The organism is Paenibacillus riograndensis SBR5, from assembly GCF_000981585.1.
GTDB lineage: Bacteria > Bacillota > Bacilli > Paenibacillales > Paenibacillaceae > Paenibacillus_AQ > Paenibacillus_AQ riograndensis.
Map to the genome: position 1 here is coordinate 7662622 of NZ_LN831776.1, position 24790 is coordinate 7687411.

General features: G+C 49.4%; 24 protein-coding genes. 8 read left to right on the forward strand and 16 right to left on the reverse strand.

Features of this window, described 5'->3' with window-relative positions; all coding sequences use genetic code 11:
* Window positions 1-543: 543 nt before the first annotated feature.
* On the reverse strand, window positions 544-1401 hold the full coding sequence (locus PRIO_RS32360) for an SDR family oxidoreductase (RefSeq protein WP_020426204.1): 858 nt from the start codon (window positions 1399-1401) through the stop codon (window positions 544-546).
* 267 nt (window positions 1402-1668) lie between these two features.
* Here PRIO_RS32360 and nudC point away from each other — a divergent pair, with 267 nt between their 5' ends.
* Window positions 1669-2514 (forward strand): NAD(+) diphosphatase, encoded by an 846-nt coding sequence (gene nudC, locus PRIO_RS32365; RefSeq protein ID WP_039785549.1) that lies wholly within the window; start codon window positions 1669-1671, stop codon window positions 2512-2514.
* On the opposite strand, the gene PRIO_RS32370 is transcribed toward nudC, so the two are convergent.
* Window positions 2507-3091, reverse strand: coding sequence for an NAD(P)H-dependent oxidoreductase (locus PRIO_RS32370; protein WP_020426206.1), 585 nt, complete (start codon window positions 3089-3091; stop codon window positions 2507-2509). The two genes, nudC and PRIO_RS32370, sit on opposite strands and share 8 nt — an antisense overlap.
* Window positions 3092-3210: 119 nt before the next feature.
* Between PRIO_RS32370 and PRIO_RS32375 the strand changes: the two genes are divergently transcribed.
* On the forward strand, window positions 3211-3642 hold the full coding sequence (locus PRIO_RS32375; RefSeq protein ID WP_020426207.1) for a MarR family winged helix-turn-helix transcriptional regulator: 432 nt from the start codon (window positions 3211-3213) through the stop codon (window positions 3640-3642).
* A gap of 18 nt (window positions 3643-3660) precedes the next feature.
* Here the strand turns inward: PRIO_RS32375 and PRIO_RS32380 are convergent, their stop codons facing one another.
* The 4 genes from PRIO_RS32380 to PRIO_RS32395 form a co-directional block, all read right to left on the reverse strand.
* The gene (locus tag PRIO_RS32380; protein WP_020426208.1) at window positions 3661-5079 is read right to left on the reverse strand and encodes a DHA2 family efflux MFS transporter permease subunit; all 1419 of its coding nucleotides are present in this window, start codon (window positions 5077-5079) and stop codon (window positions 3661-3663) included.
* Between the two features lie 117 nt (window positions 5080-5196).
* A complete protein-coding gene (locus tag PRIO_RS32385; protein ID WP_231869787.1) occupies window positions 5197-5484 on the reverse strand; it encodes an ATP-binding cassette domain-containing protein in 288 nt (95 codons plus the stop codon).
* A gap of 125 nt (window positions 5485-5609) precedes the next feature.
* Window positions 5610-6284: a TetR/AcrR family transcriptional regulator gene (locus tag PRIO_RS32390; protein ID WP_081487086.1), complete on the reverse strand. Its 675-nt coding sequence runs from the start codon at window positions 6282-6284 to the stop codon at window positions 5610-5612.
* A gap of 193 nt (window positions 6285-6477) precedes the next feature.
* Window positions 6478-6819, reverse strand: coding sequence for a zinc ribbon domain-containing protein YjdM (locus PRIO_RS32395; RefSeq protein ID WP_020426211.1), 342 nt, complete (start codon window positions 6817-6819; stop codon window positions 6478-6480).
* A 159-nt stretch (window positions 6820-6978) separates the two neighbouring features.
* On the opposite strand from PRIO_RS32395, the gene PRIO_RS32400 reads away from it, so the two are divergent.
* On the forward strand, window positions 6979-7467 hold the full coding sequence (locus tag PRIO_RS32400) for a GNAT family N-acetyltransferase (protein ID WP_020426212.1): 489 nt from the start codon (window positions 6979-6981) through the stop codon (window positions 7465-7467).
* 7 nt (window positions 7468-7474) lie between these two features.
* Here PRIO_RS32400 and PRIO_RS32405 read toward each other — a convergent pair whose 3' ends face one another.
* From PRIO_RS32405 to PRIO_RS32415, 3 genes are all read right to left on the reverse strand, one after another.
* Complete coding sequence (locus PRIO_RS32405) at window positions 7475-8689, reverse strand: chromate transporter (RefSeq protein ID WP_020426213.1); 1215 nt, start codon at window positions 8687-8689, stop codon at window positions 7475-7477.
* A gap of 228 nt (window positions 8690-8917) precedes the next feature.
* Window positions 8918-9802, reverse strand: coding sequence for an Abi family protein (locus tag PRIO_RS32410; RefSeq protein ID WP_082118159.1), 885 nt, complete (start codon window positions 9800-9802; stop codon window positions 8918-8920).
* A gap of 214 nt (window positions 9803-10016) precedes the next feature.
* The gene (locus PRIO_RS32415) at window positions 10017-10775 is read right to left on the reverse strand and encodes a TioE family transcriptional regulator (RefSeq protein WP_020431510.1); all 759 of its coding nucleotides are present in this window, start codon (window positions 10773-10775) and stop codon (window positions 10017-10019) included.
* Between the two features lie 225 nt (window positions 10776-11000).
* On the opposite strand from PRIO_RS32415, the gene PRIO_RS32420 reads away from it, so the two are divergent.
* From PRIO_RS32420 to PRIO_RS32435, 4 genes are all read left to right on the forward strand, one after another.
* Entirely contained in the window at window positions 11001-11858 is an 858-nt protein-coding gene (locus PRIO_RS32420) for an alpha/beta fold hydrolase (RefSeq protein ID WP_020431512.1), read from the forward strand.
* A 232-nt stretch (window positions 11859-12090) separates the two neighbouring features.
* A complete protein-coding gene (locus PRIO_RS32425; RefSeq protein ID WP_020431514.1) occupies window positions 12091-13725 on the forward strand; it encodes a histidine kinase N-terminal 7TM domain-containing diguanylate cyclase in 1635 nt (544 codons plus the stop codon).
* 81 nt (window positions 13726-13806) lie between these two features.
* A complete protein-coding gene (locus PRIO_RS32430; RefSeq protein ID WP_020431516.1) occupies window positions 13807-14697 on the forward strand; it encodes a diacylglycerol/lipid kinase family protein in 891 nt (296 codons plus the stop codon).
* A 207-nt stretch (window positions 14698-14904) separates the two neighbouring features.
* Window positions 14905-15684, forward strand: coding sequence for an AAC(3) family N-acetyltransferase (locus PRIO_RS32435; RefSeq protein WP_039790590.1), 780 nt, complete (start codon window positions 14905-14907; stop codon window positions 15682-15684).
* A 16-nt stretch (window positions 15685-15700) separates the two neighbouring features.
* Here the strand turns inward: PRIO_RS32435 and PRIO_RS32440 are convergent, their stop codons facing one another.
* Window positions 15701-16243, reverse strand: coding sequence for a hypothetical protein (locus tag PRIO_RS32440; protein ID WP_039834733.1), 543 nt, complete (start codon window positions 16241-16243; stop codon window positions 15701-15703).
* A 115-nt stretch (window positions 16244-16358) separates the two neighbouring features.
* On the opposite strand from PRIO_RS32440, the gene PRIO_RS32445 reads away from it, so the two are divergent.
* Entirely contained in the window at window positions 16359-17273 is a 915-nt protein-coding gene (locus PRIO_RS32445; RefSeq protein ID WP_020431526.1) for a phosphatidate cytidylyltransferase, read from the forward strand.
* Between the two features lie 113 nt (window positions 17274-17386).
* Here PRIO_RS32445 and PRIO_RS32450 read toward each other — a convergent pair whose 3' ends face one another.
* The 6 genes from PRIO_RS32450 to PRIO_RS32475 form a co-directional block, all read right to left on the reverse strand.
* On the reverse strand, window positions 17387-18418 hold the full coding sequence (locus PRIO_RS32450; RefSeq protein WP_020431528.1) for a Gfo/Idh/MocA family protein: 1032 nt from the start codon (window positions 18416-18418) through the stop codon (window positions 17387-17389).
* Window positions 18419-18452: 34 nt separating this feature from the next.
* Window positions 18453-19277 carry a carbohydrate ABC transporter permease gene (locus tag PRIO_RS32455; RefSeq protein WP_020431530.1) on the reverse strand — a complete coding sequence of 275 codons (825 nt, stop codon included), beginning with the start codon at window positions 19275-19277 and terminating at the stop codon, window positions 18453-18455.
* On the reverse strand, window positions 19274-20158 hold the full coding sequence (locus tag PRIO_RS32460; RefSeq protein ID WP_020431532.1) for a carbohydrate ABC transporter permease: 885 nt from the start codon (window positions 20156-20158) through the stop codon (window positions 19274-19276). The genes PRIO_RS32455 and PRIO_RS32460 overlap by 4 nt, the downstream gene beginning before the upstream one ends.
* A 58-nt stretch (window positions 20159-20216) precedes the next feature.
* Window positions 20217-21614 carry an extracellular solute-binding protein gene (locus tag PRIO_RS32465; RefSeq protein ID WP_020431534.1) on the reverse strand — a complete coding sequence of 466 codons (1398 nt, stop codon included), beginning with the start codon at window positions 21612-21614 and terminating at the stop codon, window positions 20217-20219.
* Window positions 21615-21822: 208 nt separating this feature from the next.
* A complete protein-coding gene (locus PRIO_RS34285; protein WP_020431536.1) occupies window positions 21823-22869 on the reverse strand; it encodes a response regulator transcription factor in 1047 nt (348 codons plus the stop codon).
* Window positions 22850-24619 (reverse strand): sensor histidine kinase, encoded by a 1770-nt coding sequence (locus tag PRIO_RS32475; protein WP_020431538.1) that lies wholly within the window; start codon window positions 24617-24619, stop codon window positions 22850-22852. The genes PRIO_RS34285 and PRIO_RS32475 overlap by 20 nt, the downstream gene beginning before the upstream one ends.
* Window positions 24620-24790: the final 171 nt, after the last annotated feature.

A 24790-nucleotide genomic window follows, 5' to 3' on the forward strand; every position in this document is an offset into this window, starting at 1 on the left:
AGTGGAAAAAGGGACACTAATTTGCCGAAGTACCCTATCCTCGGGCAGATGAAGTGGAAAAAGGGACACTAATTCAGCCCATTTCGCCATTGGGCAAGAAATGTAGCCCAATTAAGTTTACTTTTTCCACTTAACTCTCAGGATTTCTTGATTTTCGGAAAAATAAGTTCCCTTTTTCCAACTAGCACCTGCGAAGAAACCGGTAAGTACTTGTTAGTTGGAATTAGGATATTTAGACCGGCTACCCCCTCAGAACTCGGCCCTCACCGCTCCAACAACGGTATTTCTGCCGTTGTTTCCGGGCAAACTGGCCTTCAGCGCTCCAGCAACGGCATTCAATCAAAAAGCACTTATCCCCAACCTTATACACATCTTACCCACATTATCCACAATAGAAGAAAATCGGAATTTCCTAAATAGAAAAAGGCTTCCCGCCAGTCCATTGACCGTCTGCGGGAAGCCTCTTCATTATAATTAGGATAAGCTCACTATGCTTATCCGGCCCGCCTTCCGGCGGAGTAAGGCCGGACACTGTCTTAGGCCTTAATTCCCGAGCAGATCCTTTACACCTTCACTAAGCGGTGTAAGCGGGCGCTGCAGCAGCTTCGTGAAGTCGCTGCTGGCGATGTCGAGCGCGCCTTCGCGGATCGCTTGTTGAATAGCGACTACAATCGGGAGTGCAGCTTCCGGTACGCCTGCTTTTGCCATAATATTGGCATACACGGCATCATCCACCTGCTGAACCGGAACCTCCTTGCCCAGCAGCTTGCCGACAACTGCTGCCAGCTCAGCCTGTGTTGCCGGTGTGCCTGACAATTCGTATACGGTATTCTTATGGCCTTCGCCCGCCAATACAGCTGCTGCCGCTTCTGCATAATCACGGCGGGTTGCCCAGCCCACCTTGCCGTCGCCAGCCGAGGTCACCCATGGGGCTCCGGCTTGAACTGCCTGAATGGAGCCAACCTCATTCTCCAGATACCAGTTATTGCGCAGGAAGGAGTACGGAATCCCGGATTCACGGATGAACTCCTCGGTCGCACGGTGAACCGGTGCCAGGAAAAGTGAGCTGCTGTCGGCATGACCGACACTGGTATAGACGATAAAGCCGACTTTCGCGCGCACTGCGGCATCGACCGCTGCTTTGTGCTGGCGGATCCGTGTGTCGTTGTCCCCGTCAGCCGATACGATCAGCAGTCGGTCCACACCGGCAAATGCTGTATCAAGTGTCTCCGGCTGGTCGAAATCACCATGACGGACGTCTACTCCGCGTGTGCGGAGATTGTCCGCTTTTTCCGGGTTTCTGACGCTGACTACCAGGTTTTCTGCCGCTACTGACTTCAGTAAAGTTTCGGCCACGATGGAACCGAAGTGTCCGGTGGCTCCTGTTAATGCAATCTTCATTTCTTTTCCTCCTAAAGTAAATATCATTTATAGTCGTTCCTGCGGGGGCCGGGGGCGGCGGCTGCAGATTTTCTTCCTGTAACTAATATAGTTACAAGATAATGAAATGTCAAATAAAAAAACGGCTCACTGAAGAGCGCGCTTCTATTTTTCATGTCACCGTATGGTCTGTAAAACTGGACCCGTCATGATATTTGTTAGGATTGCCGGTTTTTGTTATTCTTAATTGAAAAAAGAAATGATCTGCAATCAGAAAGGTTCTGCGCCATGTCTAAACCAAGAGCAAGCATTTACAAGCGATATATTCCTGCCGTCACTCCACCGCTAGAGTTCAGCGGCTCCGCCTATTGGCTGATTTTTCATTCCGGCAGGCTGCTGGTTACCGAAAACGCCGGGATCACCGGCATCCCATTCATACCTGCGCTTGAGCAGATATCCATGACTCCCTTAAGAACCCTGTATCTGGGAACCTTTGAAGGGATCGCCTGCTTCGCCGCACAGGTCCAGGCAGAAACGCCTGAGCCCGAAGGGATGGCTTTCCGCCCGCTGCGCTCCTTGTATGAATCTCTGGATGAAGATCTGTTCCATCTCGCAGGCAAGGGCATTCAGATGCTGGCCTGGGATGAAACCCACCAGTTCTGCGGCAGATGCGGGACCGCTACCGAGCTGGTTCAGACCGAGCACTCACGCAGTTGTCCGGCCTGCGGACTGGTCAGCTATCCCCGGATTGCCCCGGCGGTCATTACCGCGATTCTTAAGGACAACCGGATTCTGCTCGCACACTCCCCGCATTTTGTGAACAATATGTACGGGCTGATTGCCGGATTCGTGGAGCCGGGCGAAACGCTGGAGGACTGCGTACAGCGTGAGACTATGGAGGAAGTCGGCATCAAGGTCAAGAATATCCGCTATTTTGCCAGCCAGCAGTGGCCTTTTCCCCACTCTCTGATGGTAGGCTTTCTGGCCGAGTATGAGAGCGGAGAAATTACTGTGGATGGGGAGGAGCTGGATCATGCCGACTGGTTCGAACTGGACCGCCTGCCTGTCATTCCGTCCCCTGTCAGCATTGCCCGCAAACTGATCGACTGGGTGGTCGAAAACCGTACTAATTAGCTGTCTGGAAATACCGGTAGATCCGCTCCAGCTTCTGGGCGTGCTTGCCCCGCTTGCTCTCCATGCTGCCGAACTCAAAGAACTTAACTTTGCGGATGCCCACGAAGTTGAACAGCACCTTGCGCATTAATACCTTGTGCGCATTATGCAGCATCAGCAGCGGATAGTGGGTTGGACCCTGCATGGTGGAAATGCACACTACCGACTTCCCCTTCAGCAGCCCTTCCGGCAGCAGTCCGCCCTTATCCCGGTATGCGAACCCCGAGGCAAACATCTGGTCAATATACCCCATAAGCATAGCTGGCGGCCGCCCCCACCAGATGGGGTAGACCAGTACGATCTTATCCGCCCACAGCAGCTGCTCCCTGTATTTAGCCAGTGCGGGATCACTGTGCATGTCCCTTCTCCGCTTATGCTCATTAAATACCAGCACCGGATTAAATCCCTCCTCATACAAATCAAGCACCTGAATCTCATTTACCTTCGCATTTTCCCGGCTCCCCCGAAGCACCTCCTGTAAAAAGGCATAGTTTAGACTCTGATGATTCGGATGGGTGTAGATAACCAATGTATTCATGCCGCCACTCCTTTAATTATCATTTGATAACGAAAGGGTATCACGGTTTTATTTTAGTTGTCAAATGATAATTGTTATTTGATAATGTTTTTGTTAAGGTTTCTTTTGAGGTGAACTTTATGGACAACGAATTATTTCAGAAATTTGTAGCTTTTACGACCGCCGTCCATCAAATTACAAGTGATATCAGCAAAGATATCAAACCCGAAGCACTGACCCCCCTTCAATATAAAATTCTCGAATATATCGCCGTCAGCCAGCCCGTCACCCTCAGCGAGATCAGCGATTGCATGCATATGTCGATGCCGAACACCAGCCGTGAGCTGAAGAAGCTCAGCGAGAAGCAGCTATGCGACAAAATCACCGATCCTGCCGACCGCCGCAAGCAGGGGATTACCCTCTCCCCCGCCGGAGAGGCCATGATGAACGAAGCGTTTCAGCATATCGCTATCCGGTTCACCGAACGGATCGGGGATTTAACAGAAGAGCAGCGCAAAGAGATCGAGCGGGCGCTCGATCTGCTGAAGGAAAAGGTATTTTACTTGAGGTAAACCAACATGGAATTAACATCATTTTACCGGAATACTGTTCGCCGGACTCTTGACCGGAGCTTCCTTGCGTTTGATAAAGAAGGCCAGGATCAGCGCAATAACGGCACTCCCGGCGGTTACCATTGAAGCCACATTCATCCCGTGTATTAAGCCGTGGACATCACTCGTTTGTCCCAGCCCGCCGCCGCTATGGGTCATTATGGTCACAAGCAGCGCTGTTCCAATGGAGCCGGCTACTGTCCGCAGAGTGGTGTTAACGGGAATCCCATGCCGGATCAGATCAGGCGCCAGTGAATTCATACCGCTGGTTATGACCGGCAGCAGGGTCAGGCTGACTCCAATCATCCGCAAGGAATAGCCGATCATCAAAAAGGCATATGAGGTATTCTCCGTTAAATTAGTGAACAGCAGGGTGGAGACTACCGTTAAGCTTAGCCCTGTGATGACCAGCATCCGGGCACCCAATTTATCGAAAAGCTTCCCGGCTACAGGTGACATAACGCATATGAGAATCGCACCGGGCAGCAGCATGAGGCCTGATTTGAGCGATGAATAACCAAGCATCGTCTGCATATAGAGAGGCAGCAGCAGTTGGGCGCTCAGCATGATAATCATCAGGATCATACTGATTACTGTAGCCATTGTGAAAGCTGGGCTTGTGAATACTCTTATTTCCAGCAGGGGATTCTCCATGGTCAATTGCCGCCATACAAACAGGCCAAGTGCAATGAACCCGATGACCAAAGAAATCAGAACTTCTGTGCTCCCCCACCCTTTGCTGCCGGAGACGCTGAACCCATACAATACGCCGCCAAACCCAAGAGAGGACAGCGTCATGGATAACGCATCTATTTTGCTCTTCACCTGCGGGGTAACATTCTTAACGAAAAATAATCCAACGATGGTAATCAATAGAGCGCAAGGAAACAGAGCATAGAATAATAAGCGCCAGGAATGATCCTCTACAAGCCAGCCGTTCAGCACAGGTCCGATGGCCGGAGCGAAATTAATAGCGAGCCCAATCATTCCCATCGTGAACCCCCGTTTGGCAACCGGGATCAGGATGAAGGTCAGCGTCTGCACCAAGGGAAGCATGATCCCCACTCCAACCGCCTGCACCATTCTTCCGGTGAGCAGCAGCCCGAAGTTAGGTGAAACCGCGCACAGGAGCGTTCCAGCAGTAAGCATTCCCATGGCAAAGACAAATACTTGTTTGGTTGTGAATCTCTGAATAAGAAAAGCCGTAATCGGGACAACAATCCCGGTAACCAGTGCAAAAGCCGTTGTAAGCCATTGGGCTGTACTTGTTGATAGCCCGAAATCCCCCATGATATTCGGGAGTGCCGTATTGAGTGAGGATTGATTCAGCAGTCCCACCATAGACCCGATAATTAAAATGGCCATGATTAGAATTGTTCCCTTTGGTATCTTCTCCATTCTATTCCCCTCCATTAATGATAAGATTCCGGCTGATTTACTTTTGATCGGCATACCGCCACCAGCCTAAGGTTCCTACGATGCCAATGCCACCAGTGAGATAGGGAAGGATGCGGCTTAGAGATTGTAAATGTGTATTCTCCTCTCCCGCAGCCTGCGGATAATCTCCAGATTCTCGCGGACGGTAAGTTCAGGATAGGAGTACGGTGTTTCCACCATGTAGCCTACACTAGCCCACAGTTTATGGCTGTCGGCATCGACCCGCTCTCCGAACACATATGAGGACCCCAAATCAGGCCGGATCATACCCAGCAGCATACGGATGGTTGTCGTTTTACCTGCTCCGTTCAGCCCCAGAAATCCGTAGATCTCTCCTTGGTTCACCTCCAGCGACAGTCCATTCACAGCATGGTTGCTCCCAAAATGCTTGGTCAATCCTTATGTCTGAATCATTGCGCCCATTCAATCACTCCCATTCTATTTTAAAACTAACTAGTTGTTTATATTTTCTCTAAAAAAATAGCCGCCTCCTACAGCAATGACGGCTCCATTACACCATGGATGATAAACTTTGCAATCTGTTCAATCAACCGCTCTTTTAGTTGCGGTGAGTCCCTTTTACCCAGCAAATGTTCATACCGCGAGGTGTATTGCAGGGTAGCTGTGGTCACATTCATAATCAGAATGGGAAACAGCTCGGGGGCCAAATCCTGCCGGAGGATTCCGCTCTTCTTGGCGGCTATGGCCAAATCGTTTAACTGGGTGCCATCGTCCGGACGGTAGGTGATTTGATTCCATGTCTTCCAATCATCGGCGGCTTCCCAGAATAGAATTTTCAGATAGCTCGGATGCTCCAGAAGGAAGGATACCATTTCACGGGTCATAGCTTCCAAAAAACTCTTAAACGCCGCAGGGTCTGTTACAAGCTTCTCGTTCTTCAATAATTCGGCAATAAACGAGCCTGTAATTTGTTCGCCAATCTGATCCGCACGTTTGACCACTTCTGTATAAAGACCCAATTTGTCGCCAAAATACTGATAGATCAGGCTTTTATTGTACCCGGACGCCTTCGCAATCACATCAATCCGTGCCGCCGAATAGCCAAGCTCGGCAAATATCTTCTCGGCAGCGTCAAGGATGATCCCTTGGGTTCGGGCGGCATCGTAAATTTTCGAACTTCGTTTGCCCTCTGCTGATACTATGATTGCTACCTCCTTTTATAACTAACTAGTTATATTTTACAATGAGCTTGAACAGTAGTCAAGCGCAAGTAAGATATCACCTGCATTTGTGTACGATAGGGGCGAGATGCAGCAAATGTCTCTTTAACAGAAAAAAAGAACAGCCGCCATCCAAATCACAGCTGTTCTCCCCATACGAGCGTATTTTATTATGCAATTATGCTTTTCTGACAAATTCGGATTTGAGCTTCATGGCTCCAAAACCGTCGATTTTGCAGTCAATATCATGATCGCCCTCGACCAGCCTGATGTTCTTCACTTTGGTACCGATCTTCAGCACGGAGGAACTGCCTTTGACCTTTAGGTCCTTGATGACAGTAACCGAATCCCCGTCATTCAAAATATTGCCATTGGCGTCCCGCACTACCTTGCTCTCCTCACTGCTTGCATTTCCCGCACTCTGCGCCCACTCATGTCCGCATTCCGGGCAAACCAGCAGCATCCCGTCCTCGTACGTGTACTCCGAGCTGCACTGCGGGCAGTTTGGCAATTCATTCATGATCACATTCTCCATTCCTTATCGACAGCATCGTCTCATAAATTCTTCTTATTGTAGCATACCACTTGAACTTACACGTAAATTAAATTAATATCTAATTAGATATATATTGAATTATCTGCTATTCAAATCCCTTTTTACTTAAGGAAGGTGTAACTAATGATCATTTTAGAAGCCGTACCGGACCCAATGTCCGCAGAAAGTGTAGAGCTTCAGGCCGCAATTCTTAACTCCCAGCCCACGTTCAATCTGATGGTGCAGCATAAAGAGCATCTCACCCCGGAGGAAATCCGCGAGGAGAACAAGCAGAATCTGGAGGAGATGGGGGAGAAAATGCTGCTCATTGTGGAAAAGGGTAAGCACATTGGCATCATTACCTATCTGCCCAGCCATCCTGGTGACAAGCACTGCTGGATCGGTCTTTTTGTTCTTCATCACGGCTGCGCCGGGCGGGGGATTGGTTCAATCGCTTTGAATGCTCTGGAACGGAGATTGAGACAGGAAAATGCAGCGCAGGTCCGACTGGCTGTTCAGCTGGAGAACCTGGCTGGCGCAGCCTTTTGGCAGAAGAACGGCTATGTCATCGTCAAAAGCACTCAAGATCAGCGCGGCAATGAGGTGGATGTGTACGAAAAACCGCTCTTGTGAACATAGTCTAGATAAGCTGTATCAGCATTCCTCCCGCAGCACCGGCCAGAACAATCACCCAAGGCGGGAGCTTCCAGAAAAAGAGCATCACAAACAAGATTGCGGCCAGCGCGAAATCCAGCGGCTTCAGAATGGCGGAGGTCCACAGCGGATCATATAGAGCTGCCAGCAGAATTCCCACCACAGCAGCGTTGATGCCCGCGAGCGCCCCTTGAACGTTCGGACTGCTTCTAAGCCCATTCCAGAAAGGAAGCGCACCGATGACCAGCAGGAATGCAGGCAGGAAGATGCCCAGCGTCGCAATGATGCCGCCTTTGAACCCTGCGGCCATCATCCCGAGATAGCTGGCAAAGGTAAACAGCGGCCCCGGAACGGCTTGTGCCGCTCCGTAGCCGGCCAGAAAGTCCTCCCGGCTGACCCATCCGGCAGGTACAACCTCATGTTCCAGAAGCGGAAGCACAACATGTCCTCCACCAAATACCAGTGAACCGGAACGGTAAAAACTGTCGAAAAGCGCAAATTCCCCAGCACCTGCAGACGTTCTAAGAAGAGGAAGCGCTATAAGCAGAAGGAAAAACAACGCCAGACAGCTGACGGCAACGGTCCGGCTGATCCGGATAGGCAGGTCAGGCCCCCGGTCCGGTTGACCCCGATACAACCAAAGGCCGATCACTCCGGCAGCTGCGAGGATTAGAACTTGAGCGTAGGCAGCATGCCAGGACAGCGCAAAAACTGCCGCTATCACCGCAATGGTAACTCTTCCTCTGTCCGGTGTAAGCTTTTGCCCCATTCCCAGCACCGCTTGCGCCACAATCGCCACCGCTACAATCTTCAGTCCATGAATCCAGCCCGCACCAGCGATGTCAACGCCCTGCAGTACTAAAGCAAACACGGCCAGAGCGATCACTGAAGGCAAAGTGAATCCCAGCCAGGCTATGAATCCCCCAAGCAAGCCGGCCCTGACCACACCGATGCCAATCCCCACCTGGCTGCTCGCTGGTCCGGGGAGAAACTGGCAGAGCGCCACCAGATCGGCATAGCTGCGTTCATCCATCCATTTCCGGCGGCGGATATACTCATTATGAAAGTACCCCAGATGGGCAATCGGCCCTCCGAAGGAGGTGAGCCCGAGCTTCAGGGAGACACCCAGTACCTCCAGCAGAGCTGCCCCTTTGCCCTTTGTCCCGCCAGCTTCCACCGGCCTCTGACTTCCCGTCTCCATACCTAAATTCCTCCCTCTCCCGGTACTCTCCGCCTCATTCAGGGCGCGTCTTTCCATCGTAACATTGAATTGTTAACGCTCTATTGGCTTCAGGTCAAATCAGCTGGCAGAATATTCGTCCCAACTAAAAATCGGGATATGCTTTGTTTGAGCGAAATGGGCAGGATTGACGTACACATAGTAAAGTTAACTCAGAAAATAAAAGAGCAGACCCTATCAGAGTCTGCTCTACTTCTTTATTAAATTGTACCAGTTTTGATGAAAACCTATCAGCCTAAGATCGACCTCGGAATATTCATCTATCAGAGATCTTAATCTTTCAACCCAACTGTTCCAATACTTTTTGTCACTGATCAGATATTTCATATTGTAGACTATTGCATATACCTTGTTATTATCAATAATACCTTTCTTGTCTCGAGCAAATAACTTTGGAGCAATTGGAAAATTCCTATTATATATACGCCCATAGTGCGCACAGATATTTCTGAGATTACTTATTGCATGTAACCAACTTGCGATAAATTCGCCCGATAGTCCTGAGTAAAATTTCATTCCAATATCATTTTTATCGCTTTTCTTCAAGTTTTTGAATAGTTTAGATAAGATGCCAAGAGTCGTTACCTCAATTGCTACCCAAATAGGAAATTCTCCTGCGTACTTATCATAATAGTGCTTCACAAAAACATCCTTGGATTGCTTAAGTAATTTCTCTAATTCATTAATAAAATCTGCATGTTTCAAGGAATCATAAAAATTAGCCGAATCAATATATCCCATACCGTCATATTTCTCAGCAAAAACTAATGAAATGTGAGTTCTCATTGATACCTCAACAACTTCAATTAACTCCATTAGCAACAACCTGAATTTCAGATCGAACTCATACAGCCTAAAAATATGATTAAAGGTAACATTATCGTAGAATTTATCATTGGTTTTCAGCGACAAAGTATATGCAGTAAACCTGTAGTAACTTATACGACTAAGTATTTCCTTTGCGTTCTCTTCATCTTCAATTATTAAGCCTCTGGACTGAAAAATCTGCAATTGTTCTTCAACTGTCTTAGATGGTTTATGACTATGGGATATACGAATCATAAATTTCTCCATATAAAAAAATTGTCTCGCCCTGGTGCGCAACCTTGAATAGGTATGCGTGGCGAGATCTGTTATTCATATTATACTACAGGTGCTATAATTTGTAAATAATATACTGTCAACCCTTCCAGCTCAGCCATACTTTCTCGTAGAAGGTTCTGATGTGTGTTCCTTTCGCGGACAAGTGTTGGTATGGCCTGCCGAGTAACTATCCACTTCTACGCATTCACCTCTCCTTCCCTTGATACGTCGACATGGATGGGGAGGCTGCATCCTCCGGCCTCAATAGTCCCGCCTGAGCGCAAAGCTCCATCAGTTGATGCACGCCGCTGTACTGCTGGCGGTTGCGCTGATGAATGCGGCCCAGCGCGTGCTCGGTTACCTCTTTGGCCTTTTCCAGGCTGTGCTGCTCCACAGCTTCCACAAGCTCCTTCATTCTCTCCAGAAAATATACCGTCCGTCTCAAGGTGCGGATCAGCAGAATCTGCCTTAAATGCACCGCAGTGTACATTCTGTAGCCGTTCTCCGGGTTTCTTAGCGGAGTCAGCAGCCCCTCCTTTTCCCAGTGGCGAATGGCCGAGGGCTGAACTCCCGCAATCGCTGCTGCTTCTCCGATTGACATCCGGTGGCTGACGGGTCTGCCTTTGATGGAGCTAATCTCCGGGTCCTGCAGCAGCGCCAGCGTCTGATCGGCAGCAGCTTTTTCCTCCTGTAACCTGGCCTGCTCTGCCCCTGCAAGCCACAAGGCCTGATCCATGTCCCCCTGTTGGATGTTGCGCAGCACATCATAGGTTATCTTGTAGCCAAACCCCGGAATCATGGCGCGAAGACAGCGAAAGTAGGCCAGATGCAGCTCCGTATACATACGGTAGCCATTCGTTGCCCGTTCCGGCGCAGGAACCACACCCCAGGATTCATAATGCCGCAAAGCGCTGGTACTGATGCCAAGCACCGATGCAATCTCAACCGGCTTGTAATATTGCATTGCAATCACCTCCTGTTACCCGCAGTCTGCATGATACTAACCTACCAAAGACCCGCACCGCCTGCAAACCTTCACATAAAACCTTTAAGTGCTTTAACAAACCTGTAACCGGATTTCTCAAGTATACTCAGGTCTTTATCGGCAGAACCTTCCCACTTGCATCAATGTTATATATTGATAGATATACAGGATTTATGAACAAAATGCTGAATTAGGAGGCTAACGATGCTTAGAGTACAAATGCATGATGCAAGCTGGATCGAGGTGGAGATTCAAGGAGAAGGCCCCTGCCTGCTGCTTCCGGTGAACCCCCGGCCCATAGATGGACCACAGGCAGACGAGATGATGAAGTGGGGCGTTGATCCGGCGCTCGGACGCTCCCTGATTGACCAGCTTAGCAGCAGCTGCCGGGTCATCGCCTTCGATTATGAAGGCCATGTTCAAAGCTGCGCCAAGCCCGATACCCTGACGCCGGATAACCTGTCCAGCGACTTTCTGGCCATCGCCGATGCGACTTCCGCGCAGCAATTCGCCTATTACGGCTATTCCTGGCTGGCCTTGTCCGGCATGCAGCTGGCCCTGCGCACAGACCGGCTATCGGCGCTTGTGATGGGCGGCTTCCCGCCTGTCAGCGGTCCGTATAAGGAAATGCTGAAGGTCACGATGGCTGCCTATCATCTCTCTGTCTCGGCACAGAAGAACCCGGACCCCTCCCCCGCCACATGGGACGAGAACGCTGATGAATTCGACTGGTCACAGGCTGAAGTCACGATGAGCGAGGCGCAGACCAAACAGTTCGTCACGTTGTACCAGGCGCTTCAGGCATTCAATGACCGGACGGCCCAGGAACGGATCACCTGCCCCCGCCTCTGCTTTGCCGGCAGCGCCGATCTTATCGAGTATGGCGAACGCTGGGGAGCCGTGCGGGTCGATATCGCCGGACCGCTTATCAGAGAGCGGTCTGCCCTCGAAGCGCTAGGCTGGGATGTGGCGGTGCTTGAGGGACTGGATCATACCCAGGCGATGCAGCCGGCGCATGTCCTGCCCCTTCTGAAGCCCTGGCTGGATGCCAATCTGCACTAAGCTCCGGTAAGGCAATCCGGCTGTCTCCTATGCCGCTTGCACTCATTGTCAGAATAAGCTGTTCCCGGTCTAACGGGGCAGCTTATTTTACTTTCACCCCCTCCAGCTCCTCCTGCCGCGCCTTGCAAAGTGGTTGTATTCTTGGCAAGCTAATTATATATTAGAAGCAAGATACAAGACTTTAGGCCCAAAAACCATGCATAATTGACTAATAATAGCAGGAAGGTGTAACTTGTTGGGTTTTGTGGTATGGATTGATCTGATTTTATTTTTCGTTCTGTTTGCACTTTTCGTCTATATTTTCGTTTCGGTTAACATCACGAATCTGCACAAAGTCTATTTAGCCTTCCACTTCACAATGATGATCTGGCCCTTCTGCCAATTTGCCATCAAAACTACCGATAATCCCATATATCAATTATTTTATGTTAAGGCTGCATTCGTAGATTCGGCGCTTCTCAGTACGGGCTGGGTCTTTTTCACCATTCTGTTGACCGGACAAACCCGGTTTCTGCGGCGGAAAATGCTGCTGCTGCTGTCGGCTCCAGCTATTTTTTCGGCAGCCTGTATTCTATTCAGCCCCAACAGCTGGTTTGTGCAGCCGGTAAATGAGGAATATATTCAAAGAACCTATGGTCCTCTCTTCTGGCTCTTCATAGCCGTAATCATCATTCAGGCGGTTATCTCACTGTACGTCATCTCTACAGCCCTGGTCCAGGAACTGGCTCCCCGCGTGCGAAAGCAAATGATGCTTGTGCTGAAAGGGATTCTTGCGGTAACCGTGTTTATCCTGCTGGATATTGTGCTGAATGTGGTCCTGGACCCCTATCTGCCGGTGATTCCGGGGATGACCTCGCTGGGCATTTTACTGTCTGCTGTCTTTTTTGTGGTTTCCATTAACCGCGACAAAGTGTTTGATATAGCGACCATAGCCCATCAGGATGTGATGGATACGATCGGACATGGCATCCTTGTACTTGACGAATATGACAACGTGGTCGAGATTAACCGTTTCTTGGGTCCCCATATGCATCTGCACCGGGGGGAGCGGTTCGATATCAGGATTATTTTTCCGGAAAGCTCGCCTGCGATTGAAGCGTTTATATCGGGATACCATGAACGGCCGCTGGAGAGAATGGAAATTGAAATCCTCCATACGGTTATCCGGCGTTATCTTAAAATTCAGGCAACGCCCATTATGGTCGGCGGGTTACGGGCGGGTCGGATCGTCACGTTCCAGGATATTACGGAGCTGCAGAGGCTGATCCATGAAACCCATCAACAGAATAGGGTTCTTCAGGAACGCAACCATTCATTGATTGCCGTGCAAAAAGAGCTGTCTGAGACGAACCGTCAGCTGCAGCAAATGGCCATCACCGACAGCCTGACCGGCTGCTATAACCGCCATTATCTGACGCAGCAGCTTGAAGACGAAGTGATCCTGAACAGGGAAAAGCACATTCCTTTCGCGCTTATTTTGCTGGATATCGATTTCTTTAAGAATGTGAATGACACTTACGGCCATTTGGCCGGGGATGAAGTGATCTGCCAGACGGTGGAGGTGCTTAAGCAGGAATTACGCCAAACTGACGTTTTAGCGCGGTACGGGGGAGAAGAGTTCATTATCTATCTGCCAGATACCCGTGAAGCCGAGGCACTGCATGTAGCCGAACAACTCAAGGCAACGGTGGAAATGAACCAGATCACGATTGCCAATGCTGCCGATCCGGTAACGGTTACAATCAGCATGGGGCTCCTGACTATCAATGATTTCTCGCTGAACAGCAATCTTTTTGAAGATGTGGACCAGGCCCTCTATCAGGCCAAAAATAAAGGGCGCAACCGGATTGTACATATTGCGCGCTGACGCCGCGTCTGCTATCGTTCAACGGCTTCCTTTGGGGTAATGGTAAGTACAACACATCTGCAAACAGGGAGGAAACTGTATATGACGCAGGCCACGATCATTGTTAACCCCTCTTCGGGCAAGGAGGAAGCGCTCGACTATCTCAGGAGTGTGGAAGAGCTGCTGCAGAGTCATGGCTATGAAGTTACGGTCAAGGAGACGCAAAAAGAAGGCGATGCCACCGGTTACAGCATCGCTGCATGCGAAGCGGAGGCCGACATGATCGTGTCCATCGGCGGGGACGGCACGCTTCATGAAACGATCAACGGCCTCTCCGGCCAGGCACATCAGCCGAAGCTGGGGATTATTCCGCTCGGCACGGTGAATGATTTCGCCCGCGCGCTGCAGATCCCGCTGATTCCCGAAGAAGCCGTCCGGACGCTGGCTTCCACCCGGGTACAGCTAGTGGACGCAGGCAGGCTGAACAACGGCCTGTTCATCAACGTGGTCGCCGCAGGGAAGCTTGCTGAATCGCTCACCTCCGTATCTTCGGATGACAAGTCCAGACTCGGCGCGCTGGCATACTTCAAGGAGGGCATCAAAGAGCTTGCAGGCAATGCATCCCACCCCCTCACCATACAGCATGACGGGGAGACCTGGGCGGGGGAGACTCCGCTTTTCCTCGCCGCATTGACCAACTCGGTAGGCGGCTTCGAGAAACTGGCTCCCGAAGCCGCTGTCGACGACGGCTTGATTCATTGCTACATCATTAAGGATCTTCATTTCTTCAACACGCTTACAGTCAGCCTTTCCGTACTGCTGGGCAATCTGAAGAACCATAAGGACGTGGAATATTTCACCGCGGGCGAAGTCACAATAAGCTCATCGGATACCGTACGAACCAATGTGGACGGTGAAGAAGGACCGGCTCTGCCGATCAGGCTGAGCGTCCTTCCCCGCCATATTCGCGTGGTGGTGCCGGATTCATTATGATACCGGTCTGTATCCGTTTTCATGCCAATGCCTAAAATTGGCTTGTCCGCTATTGCCGTAAATGAATCCGGCTGGTATAGTATGGATAATTAATTCAAGGGCACTGATCCCTGGCTACGCTGGAGACAACCCCGCTGCTTGCAGCGGGGTTGTCTTATTCTGATGAAAAGGTGGAGGTCCACATTGACCAGAAGCAATGAAACCAGAATGATCTTTACGAAAGAGGATTTGATCAAGCAATTTACCAGCTGCGGGCTAACCAAAGGACAGCACATCCTGGTGCATACATCCTTAAGCAAGTTTGGTTTTATTATCGGCGGAGCCGAAACATTCATCCGTGCTCTGCTTGAGATTGTGGGCGAAGAAGGAACCTTGATGATGCCGTCCCAGACCTGGAAAAATCTCGATCCCTCAACTGGCGTCCACTGGGAAGAGTCCGCCGAATGGTGGCCGATGATCCGGCAGCATTGGCCTGCCTATGATAAAGAAATTACTCCGGCAATAGGGATGGGCGTGGTGGCGGAAATGTTCCGCAAATGGCCGGGGGCCGCAAGATCAGACCATCCCGCACGCTCCGTCGCCGCCGTGGGCAAACATGCGGAATATCTGACGCAAAACCATGACCTCAGCAATATTTTTGGGATTGGCTCACCGCTGGATAAGCTGTATCATTTAAATGGTTATGTTCTCTTGGCAGGCGTCGGCCATGATAAAAACACATCCTTGCATCTGGCAGAAGCCCGGGCTGATTTCCCCGCCAAGAAGCGGGTCTATGACAGCAGTGCGGTCATGGTGGAGGGCAGACGCAAGTGGGTGACTTACGAAACCCAGGCTGTGAACGACGAGGATTTTATCCGATTGGGCGAAGAATACGATAAAGAAATGAACCTCAAGGTTCATCAGGCCGGAAAGGCCGAAATCCGGTTTATGGAGCAGCGTCCTCTGGTGGACTGGGCCACTGCATGGATGGAGAAGAACCGGTTATAGAAGGGTTGACGGGCAATTATTGCCGAGGCGCATATTCTCTCAGCTTCCCTTGATAGATCAGCTCCAGCCGGTCGCTCTGCCGGAAATCATCCGGGGTGACGAGTGCGGGCAGCTTGTTCCACAGCTTGATGCCGGAACGGTCCAGAATTTCCGCAACAAACTGCGAGCAGAAATAGGAGTTGCTGAATTCAACAGGCTCCTTGAGGGCGATGCCGATGACCCCCAGCATATTGTAGAGGTACTTTTGGCGGCTGCGGATAAAAACGTGCAGGACCCGCCGCATTTTCTCCACCTCGCGTTCAGAGACATGCAGCTCATAGATTACACAGGTGGTATCCGGATACTTGCTGAAGGTGCCTGTCCGCAGATCTTCATGCACAAAACCGCCGTTCAGGGGATTGCTCGGATTCTTCCGGCCGAAGCTGTACAGCTCCTTAAGCTCCCGGTCAAACGCGATTGAGGCGTGATTGTAGGGTGCTTTGGTATAACCTTGAATGAGTTTTGTAAACAGCGTTCCCGTATTCGTAAGCAAAATAAAGACCGAATGATCTGCTTCCATGTACAGAATATCCCCTTATCGCAGTGTAAAAATTTAACATGCAGCTTGTGCTTTTTTCTATTCTAACATATGATCCCTTTGTTGGAATCCTATCCTGCAGCAAGTTGGTGATGGCTTGAACAGCTCGTTGGTTACATTAATACTTATATTCGCAGCTTTATCCGCGGTCCATTTGATCTACATGCTGGTGAGCAGACTGCAGAAAGACAAGGACTACACGGGGATCGGCTTCCGCATCAAAACCTGGTGGGGCATGGTCTTTATCTTCTGCCTGGCCACGTTATTCAACCCGGTCGTATCCCTGCTGTCCCTGATGGTGCTTGCCTTCTTCGCACTGAAAGAATATTTCTCCATGATCCGTACGCGAAAAGCGGACCGGAGGCTGTTCCTGTGGGCCTACCTGTCCATTCCGCTGCAGTTCTACTGGATCTATATCGAATGGTACGGCATGTTCATCGTTTTCATTCCGGTGTACGTCTTCCTGCTCCTGCCGCTGCCCCGGCTGATCAACAAAGGCACCCTTGGCTTCCTGCGGAGCGTAAGCGCCACCCAGTGGGGGCTGATGCTCATGGTTTTCGGTCTCAGCCATCTGGCTTACTTCCAGTTTGCCACACCGGAGTACGGCGCAGGGCTCGTGCTGTTCCTGGTAGTGCTGACCCAATTGAATGATGCCGTACACTACCTGGCCTCGATCTATTTCGGTAAGCGCAAGGTCGTGCCGACCGCCAACCCGAATCTGACCTGGGAAGGCTTCGCCTGTGCATTTGCGGTCACTACCGGAGTCTCATATCTGATCTACCCTTACCTGACGCCGCTGACCCCGGTATTCGGGTTCTTCTCCGGCGTGCTGATCAGCCTGGCCGGATTCTTCGGCAGCTTGACGGTGTCCGTACTGAAGCGCGATCTGCTCATCGGGGATGACGACAAGTTCGCAGCCCTGCAGAAAAGCTACCTCAGCCGCGTGGACAGTCTGGCCTACACCTCGCCGGTGTTTTTCCATGTGATCCGTTATTTTTTTGATTTTATGTAGAAGTGTGGAACGCATCTGCAACCTGTATTCATAGCTCCTCTCAACAGGAAGAAGACCCTGCTGACAGTCCCGTAAGGAGTGTCAGCAGGGTCTTCATATTTTTCCGGTACTATTTAATACACAACATTCACAGGAGTTCTGGTCTTGGCAGATTCCATAATGGCGAGAATAACCATTGTTGTATTGTAGGCGTCCTCCATCGAGACATAGAAGGGTTCCCCCGATATCAAATGGTCTATAAAATGGCGGATGCTCTCGTAAGCAAACCCCTTGGGCTTGCCATGGATAAAATGCCGGACAAGCAGATCCGGGCGGTCTGCCTTCATTTCCGTGAACCGCTCCATCATTTGGCTATGCGTTGGATCAATATTGAACATGCCTTTGGTTCCCGTGATGTTCAACTTCATATCATTTACATTCGGATTAGAGTTCGGGGTAATCCAACCATTCTCCATCGTGGCAATGCCACCATTCTTGAATTCCAGTATCGTCTGATAGATGTCCACCGTATCCACACCCTCGCCCTGCAGTACGCCTTCACGGGAGACGGAATAGACGCGTTCAACCTCATCATCAAACAACCAGCGCAGAACGTCTACACTGTGATAGCCCAGAAACCAGAGGATAGAAGATTTGGCCGCCCAAGGAAGCAGGTCCGTCGCAACCCATTTAATATCATTCAGCCGATAATAAGCGCTATATGGCTTGCCGATATCACCATCAACAATACTCTTCTTGGGAATTGCCACGAGCGGACTCCATCTGCTGTGTAAATCGACCATCATCCGCACATTGTTCCGCTCCACCGCCTCTACGATCTCGTCAGCTTCCTCGCGGCTGGTCGTCAGGGGCTTCTCGATGATAAAATGCTTACCGGCATTCGCACAATCCACCGCAATCCTCGTATGGGCAAAGTCGGGGGTTACAATGGCAACAGCATCGATGTCTGCACTGCGAAGCATCTCCTTATGATCCGTAAAGACATGATTGCCAGGGATATTGAACTTGTCGGCCAGCGCTTTCGCCCGTTCAATGTTCATATCACATACGGCAGTCACCTCCGCACCGGGATGATCATTATAGATAAATGCATGGGTTTCTCCCCAGGTTCCTGCTCCTACTATACCCATTTTAATAACCGTCATGTTTCCATCACCCTTCATACCCTATTAGAATCCTTTATTTCACGCCGCCAAAGGTCAGTCCACGGATCATATACTTCTGCACAACCATCGCAAAGATTAACACAGGCATAATCGTTACAATCCCAATGGCGGACATTTCACCCCATACCACGCCGCTGACAGATAAGAACAAAGTGACCGTGGTTGGTAAAGTGCTTGCATCCGAGCTTGTCAGGAACAAGGCGAATACAAATTCATTCCAGGAATTAATAATGCAAAATATGGAAGTCGCAATCAGTCCGGGCAGAGCCAGCGGCAAAATCACCTGAATAAACACCTGAAACCGTGAAGCACCATCAACAAAGGCCGCCTCCTCCAGCGCCACGGGAATCTCCTCGAAGAAGCTGCGCATCATCCATATCGTAAACGGAATATTAAAAAGCATATAAGAAACAATAAGCACCACATGAGTATCCAGCAGTCCTAGAAAGCTGGCCATTACAAAGATAGGAATCACCGACGCCATAGGTGGAAGCATTCTCAGGCTGAGCACCCAGAACGCCCGGTTCTCCTTTTTCTTAAATTCAAATCTGGCAAATCCGTAAGCCGCCAAACCTCCAATGAAAATAGAGAATAGGGTAGTCAGCACGACAACAATCGAACTATTCTTCAAATAGTTAATAGCATTTCTATTTTCAAATATGGATTTGTAGTTTTCGAAGGTCGGGGTAAAGAACCAAATTGCAGGATTATAGGTCTCCGTCTTTGTTTTCAGGCTGATAATGAACATCCAGAACAATGGGAACACGCTAGCGATACACACCAGGAGCAGAATAATAGCAGTCACTACACTAAGCTTTTTATGCCCGTTCAGATTCATCCTTTATTCTCAACCCCCTTCCGGTAAGCCTTGATGAGCAGCATGCTGATCCCTGTGGTCAGAATAAGCAGAATAACGGATACCGCTGCAGACCGCCCCACCCAGCCTGTCTGTGCAAAGCCAAGACGATAGACATGCAGACTTAAGAATTCAGTAGCACTTCCGGGTCCTCCCTGTGTCAGAGAGTACGGGATATCGAATGTTTTCAAAGAATCAATCGCTCTGAAGATCACAGCCAGCAATATCATAGGCCAAAGGAGCGGCAGAGTGATATTACGGAAAATCTGAACACGGCTTGCACCGTCTATTGCCGCCGCCTCGTAAGGATCGGTTGGCAGCGAGCGGATTCCCGCATAGATGATAAGTGCTACGAACGGCGTATTCTGCCATACGTCCACAAGTACCGTTGACCAAAATGCATTCTCTCCCGATAACCAGATCACCTTGCCTCCAATAAAATGCAGGAGATAATTAAGTACTCCGGACTCCGCATTCATCATCAGCTTCCACACTTGCCCGGTAATGCTTGGTGTCATAGCAATCGGGACAATCATGCAGGCGAACACGAGAAACTTCAGCTTGAATTCACGGTCCAGCAGGACAGCCAGCCAAAATCCAAGCAGCAGCTCTATCACCGTTACAATACCCATGAAGCCAAGACTGATCGTAACGGAATACCAGAATTCCGCATCTCCTCCAGAGAATAACCGGATAAAATTATCGAGCCCTACGAATTGAAAGGCCGGATAGCCCAACTCGTAATCCGAAACACTCAGCACATATAGAAACAAGGTTGGAATAAAGGTAAGTGTCCCAAGAATGATCATGGCAGGCATAATGTAAGCAAGATGCGGATTTTTTTGAAAATAAGTGCGGATCATGTTATCACCTTCCCCCAAGTAGCATGCCAGGCCGCTTGAGCGGCCTGAACCTTAACACTTACTTCCCTACAATATCTTCCAGCTCTGTTTGTGATTTTTGAGCCGCTTCCTGTACCGTCATCTCGCCTGTCATCGCTGCACTCACGTAGTAACCGACACGGTCAAGGATTTGGCCGAGCTTCTCATGTGGCGGAATCCACGAGATTCCTTTTTCCACAAGTACGTTCGCATCATTGAGGGCTTCCAGCTGTACAGGATAGGAGGGATCAGCAGCAACCAGTTCTTCATCTTTATAGATGGATGTCCGGACGGGCACCCCGCCGCCTTGTACATAGGTCTTCGCATTGCTCTTGCTGTTCATGTACACGATAAATGCCCATGCAGCTTCTTTATTTTTCGATAGTGCAGACAAGGACATATTCCAGCCTGCTAACGCGCTTGCTTTGCCGGCCGGTCCTTCCGGTGTTGGAACAAATCCAACCTTGTCATACACCTGAGAGCTTGACGGGTCTAAGATTCTGGTTGCCAAAGCTGTTGCATCCAGCCACATGGCTGCTTTGCCGCTTGTAAATGCAGACAGCGCTTCTTCATGAGTGTAGGAGGCCACATCCTTCGGCGCATTCTTCAGCAGGTCTACATAAAATTGCATGGCTTCCACCGTCTTGGGGTCTGTCATCGTCACTGCGCCCGTCTTCTGATCCATGAATCCGCCGCCAAAGTTGTACATGACCGTCATCAATCCCGATGCCGCATGGATCCCCCGCTGGGCACGCATGGATACACCGTACAAGCCGCTTTCCTTGCCATTGAAGAATTTAGCCAGCTCCAGGAACTCCGCCATCGTTTTGGGCGGCTGCTTGTCATATTTCTCGAAAAGATCCTTGCGGTAAGCCACAAATCTGGTCTCACCCGCTGTAGGTATACCATAGATCTTGTCGTTGTATTTGCTGATGCCATTACGGTAGGCAGGCACAATATCCTCATAATCAAACCATGCCGGGGTTAAGTCTTTATTCCCGATAAAAGTATCAAGAGGTTCCACTACTTTTTTGGCTCCATATTCACTCATCCAGAAGCCGTCGACCATCAGCACATCATAGGAACCTGTTTTGCCGGTGAAATCAAGCAGCTGCTTATTTTTGAGATACGTTTCCTCCATAACCTCCCATTTCACTTTGATGCCTGTAAGCTTTTCAAAATCTCCGGTCATCTTCTGGAAAGATTCTGTCGAAGGATGACTGGCAAAAGCCAGCTTAATCTCCTGGCCGCTGTATTTCTCTTTGATGGTTTTGCCCCAGGCCTCCAACGTATCGGTCGACCCTCCCGCCGAACTCTGCGCGGCTTCTCCTTTGGTATTCTCTGCATTCTTGCTCCCGCCGCTTCCGCTTGAGCACGCAGAGACCAATGCAACTAACACCACAGCCACAACTAGTTGAGACCACCATTTTTTCACCATACCAAACTCTCCCCCTACCAAGAAAATTTTGTTAGATTACATAACGTGAAACTAACTCTCATCTTACAATTGCGGCTTTGATGTTTTACATATTATAATTTTAAAGCGCTATCAACAATGTACAGAGACACCTTTTCTTGTCTTTACAAAACTCATCTAATAAAAAAAGCAAAAAAAAAGGCCGAGTATGTAACTATTCATTACATGATCAGCCGTTTTTCTCTTTATATTCCAATGGAGATACGCCAAAATTTTTCTTGAATATCTTGGAAAAATAAGGATAGTCACTGAAGCCGCATTGTTCAGCGACTATGTTGATTTTGGCAGGAGCATCGTATTTCAGCAGCTCACGGGCTTTTTCCAGCCTGTATTCGCTTATATACTGCGTAATGGGCTTTTTCATTACTTCTCTGAAGATTTTGCTCAAATAAGGGGCAGTCAGCCCACAGCTCTCGGCCAAACCCTGCAGATTCAGCGATGCATCGCCATATTGGGCTTCAATCCGGCCCAGTACTTCCTCTACAATTCTTTTATTCCGGGGGGCTCTTCTCTCGGATACATAAAGAATGACGCTTGCCAAATAGTTTTTCCACACCTCAAACAGTTCTTCTGCCGATGAAGCGGTCTGTTGAAGCACAGGTAATGCATCCCCAGTGGCCTGCTTCAGGTTCAGCAGCAGCTCGGAGCGGAAGAGCAATTGGAAATGGCCCATCATCTGCTTGAGCTCCAGCCAGGTATAACCACATTTGCGGCAATGCGCGCTCCAGCCCTCTATAATTTTATCCGTCTCCTGTTGATCCTCGGCCATTACATTTTTCACAAGTAGAGTCACTGTCGTCTTCATGGTGCGGATAGTCTCACCATCCATCTGTGAGGTCCACCTGGCGGGATCTTTGAGCAGGATCTTGGAGATAACCTCATTCAGTTGCTCCTGTGTAACCGGTTTTAGCAAATAATCAGCAACCTGATGCCGCAGTGCCTGCTGAACAAAGTCAAATTCCGCATACCCGCTCAGAACGATTACGTCCAATTCAGGATAAACCGCCCTCACTCTACCAATTAAATCCAGTCCGTTCATGATCGGCATTTGAATATCTGTAATCAGAATGTCTGGCTTGTTGACACTGATTCTAGTCAGCGCTTCTTCGCCGTTTTTAGCCTCATCAATATCCGTGATGCCCTTGCTGAACTGCTCCAGCAGCTTGATGAGTCCTTTCCGGATCACAACCTCGTCATCAACGACCAGAATCTTCATTCTCTTTTCCCTCCTTGGGAAGTAAAATCTCAACCGAAATGCCGCCGGTCAATGACTCTGCAAGGGTCAAACCATACCGACCGCCATAACGCAATCTAATGCGGTGATGTACATTCAGAAGACCAATCCCATGCCTGCTGCTGGCATTCCCCTGGGGCAACTCCATGGATTCTTTAGCAAAAAGAGCATTCATCGCCTCCATCGCAGCTGTTTGCATCCCTTCACCATTATCCTCGATAATTAGGGCATAGGTATCCGGTGAAATATCTGCTGCATAGACTTTCAGGTAATAGTCCCGTCCTCCTATGAATCCATACTGAAAAGCATTCTCCACAATAGGCTGAACTGTCAGCTTTATAATTGGATAGGCGTAGAAAAGCTCCAATCCATCCAGGTCGATTTCAATATCAGGATACCGCTCGTGCTGAATCTCCAGATAGGTTCTGACATGCTGTATTTCGACTGATAATTCCACCTCAATCCTGGGAGAATCAACAGTGTAACGAAAAAAATCAGCCATGGCTTTACTCATGCGGCTAATTTCCGGGACATCGTTGAGAATCGCCTGACAATTGATCACTTCAAGCGTGTTATATAGAAAATGCGGATTAATCTGATGCTGCATAGCGAGCATTGTTGCATCCTTCTGTTTCATCTCTGCATTAATCTTCTCCATCTCGACAACGTACATTTTATCAATCATTTCGGACAGATTAGAGAGCATCCTGTTAAAGTTCCGGCCCAGCAGTCCAATCTCATCTGTATATTTGCTTGAGAAACGGACCCTGAGGTCGCCAACCTCAACATGCTTCATTAGTTGCAGCAATTTTTTGATCGGCTGGACGAGTGTAAGCGACAGAACGAACGAAATAATCATCGTAATCACCAAAACAATTACAATAACCAGCGGCTGGACAATTTCAGCCTTTCGTACCTTTTGGGAAATCGCCTGCTGATTGATGAACGCCTGCACTCCAAACCCGCTATTGTTAAGCTTGGAATCCATCTGCAAATACCGGGACCGGTTAGCGCTAATGTCATCCGGCAAAGAGGAATACACAATATTCCCATCCGGGTCCTTGAGCTCAATAAGAAGGTCGGATGTGGCAAGAATACGGAAAGCATCGCTGAACAGCCTGCCGTTCAGCCGCACCACCAGCATGCCATCACGGCCTTCTGCAGTATACTTTCCAAGCGTCAAATAAATCGTACGATAAGAGCGGTCCTGATAGAATAAATGCTCTTTGGTGAGCTTGGACCACAGCTCCGTATCCTTGTTAATGAAATCCCGATACCATGCTTGACTCCTGTAATCAATGTCGGGAACCCGGTCCAGGTTCTCATCATAAATCAGTGCCTCTCCCCCCTCTTCTTTATCATCTTTGATCATAAGAAATACCGATTCCAGCTCACTTGAGTACTGGGTCCTATACGCTTCGAGCGCCTTCTCCACCTTATTGCGGTCTGTGGCCTCAATGAGCTCCGAGCCATTATCGGAATAATAGAAAAAGTAATTAATATTCTGGACGATCCGGGTCAACTGGTTATCCAGATTAAGACCGGCCTGATTAATGGAACGCTGCACACGCTCCATTTCATTCACTGTTAATACTCTCTCGAAATACTGTTGATAGAAAGCCACCAGACTGAACACGCCGACGAATGATACGATGGAGATGGAAACAAATATTTTCGTAAAAAACTTACGGTTCATCAGCGGTCTTACGACCCATTGAATCAACCAGTTCATTGTCGCCCCCCACTTCGTGTAAGTATTTCCTTGCTGCCTGGGAATCATTCAGCTGCTGCTTCCCTTCATTCAACCTCAATCAGGTTCTGTAAAGCTATTATACATTCCATCTTTTCTTCGGCAACATTTTCTCTGAAGAGCCCCTCTGATTTCCAAACACAAACGACCCCT

Coding starts and splice junctions, on each gene's coding strand:
- PRIO_RS32380 (WP_020426208.1), bottom strand. CDS start 5,079: ATGGAGAAGATACCAAAGGGAACAATTCTAATCATGGCCATTTTAATT.
- PRIO_RS32400 (WP_020426212.1), top strand. CDS start 6,979: ATGATCATTTTAGAAGCCGTACCGGACCCAATGTCCGCAGAAAGTGTA.
- PRIO_RS32440 (WP_039834733.1), bottom strand. CDS start 16,243: ATGGAAGCAGATCATTCGGTCTTTATTTTGCTTACGAATACGGGAACG.
- PRIO_RS32460 (WP_020431532.1), bottom strand. CDS start 20,158: ATGATCCGCACTTATTTTCAAAAAAATCCGCATCTTGCTTACATTATG.
- PRIO_RS32450 (WP_020431528.1), bottom strand. CDS start 18,418: ATGACGGTTATTAAAATGGGTATAGTAGGAGCAGGAACCTGGGGAGAA.
- nudC (WP_039785549.1), top strand. CDS start 1,669: ATGTCTAAACCAAGAGCAAGCATTTACAAGCGATATATTCCTGCCGTC.
- PRIO_RS32435 (WP_039790590.1), top strand. CDS start 14,905: ATGATCTTTACGAAAGAGGATTTGATCAAGCAATTTACCAGCTGCGGG.
- PRIO_RS32405 (WP_020426213.1), bottom strand. CDS start 8,689: ATGGAGACGGGAAGTCAGAGGCCGGTGGAAGCTGGCGGGACAAAGGGC.
- PRIO_RS32420 (WP_020431512.1), top strand. CDS start 11,001: ATGCTTAGAGTACAAATGCATGATGCAAGCTGGATCGAGGTGGAGATT.
- PRIO_RS32475 (WP_020431538.1), bottom strand. CDS start 24,619: ATGAACTGGTTGATTCAATGGGTCGTAAGACCGCTGATGAACCGTAAG.
- PRIO_RS32375 (WP_020426207.1), top strand. CDS start 3,211: ATGGACAACGAATTATTTCAGAAATTTGTAGCTTTTACGACCGCCGTC.
- PRIO_RS32370 (WP_020426206.1), bottom strand. CDS start 3,091: ATGAATACATTGGTTATCTACACCCATCCGAATCATCAGAGTCTAAAC.
- PRIO_RS32395 (WP_020426211.1), bottom strand. CDS start 6,819: ATGAATGAATTGCCAAACTGCCCGCAGTGCAGCTCGGAGTACACGTAC.
- PRIO_RS32430 (WP_020431516.1), top strand. CDS start 13,807: ATGACGCAGGCCACGATCATTGTTAACCCCTCTTCGGGCAAGGAGGAA.
- PRIO_RS32360 (WP_020426204.1), bottom strand. CDS start 1,401: ATGAAGATTGCATTAACAGGAGCCACCGGACACTTCGGTTCCATCGTG.
- PRIO_RS32455 (WP_020431530.1), bottom strand. CDS start 19,277: ATGAATCTGAACGGGCATAAAAAGCTTAGTGTAGTGACTGCTATTATT.
- PRIO_RS32415 (WP_020431510.1), bottom strand. CDS start 10,775: ATGCAATATTACAAGCCGGTTGAGATTGCATCGGTGCTTGGCATCAGT.
- PRIO_RS34285 (WP_020431536.1), bottom strand. CDS start 22,869: ATGAAGATTCTGGTCGTTGATGACGAGGTTGTGATCCGGAAAGGACTC.
- PRIO_RS32410 (WP_082118159.1), bottom strand. CDS start 9,802: ATGGAGAAATTTATGATTCGTATATCCCATAGTCATAAACCATCTAAG.
- PRIO_RS32465 (WP_020431534.1), bottom strand. CDS start 21,614: ATGGTGAAAAAATGGTGGTCTCAACTAGTTGTGGCTGTGGTGTTAGTT.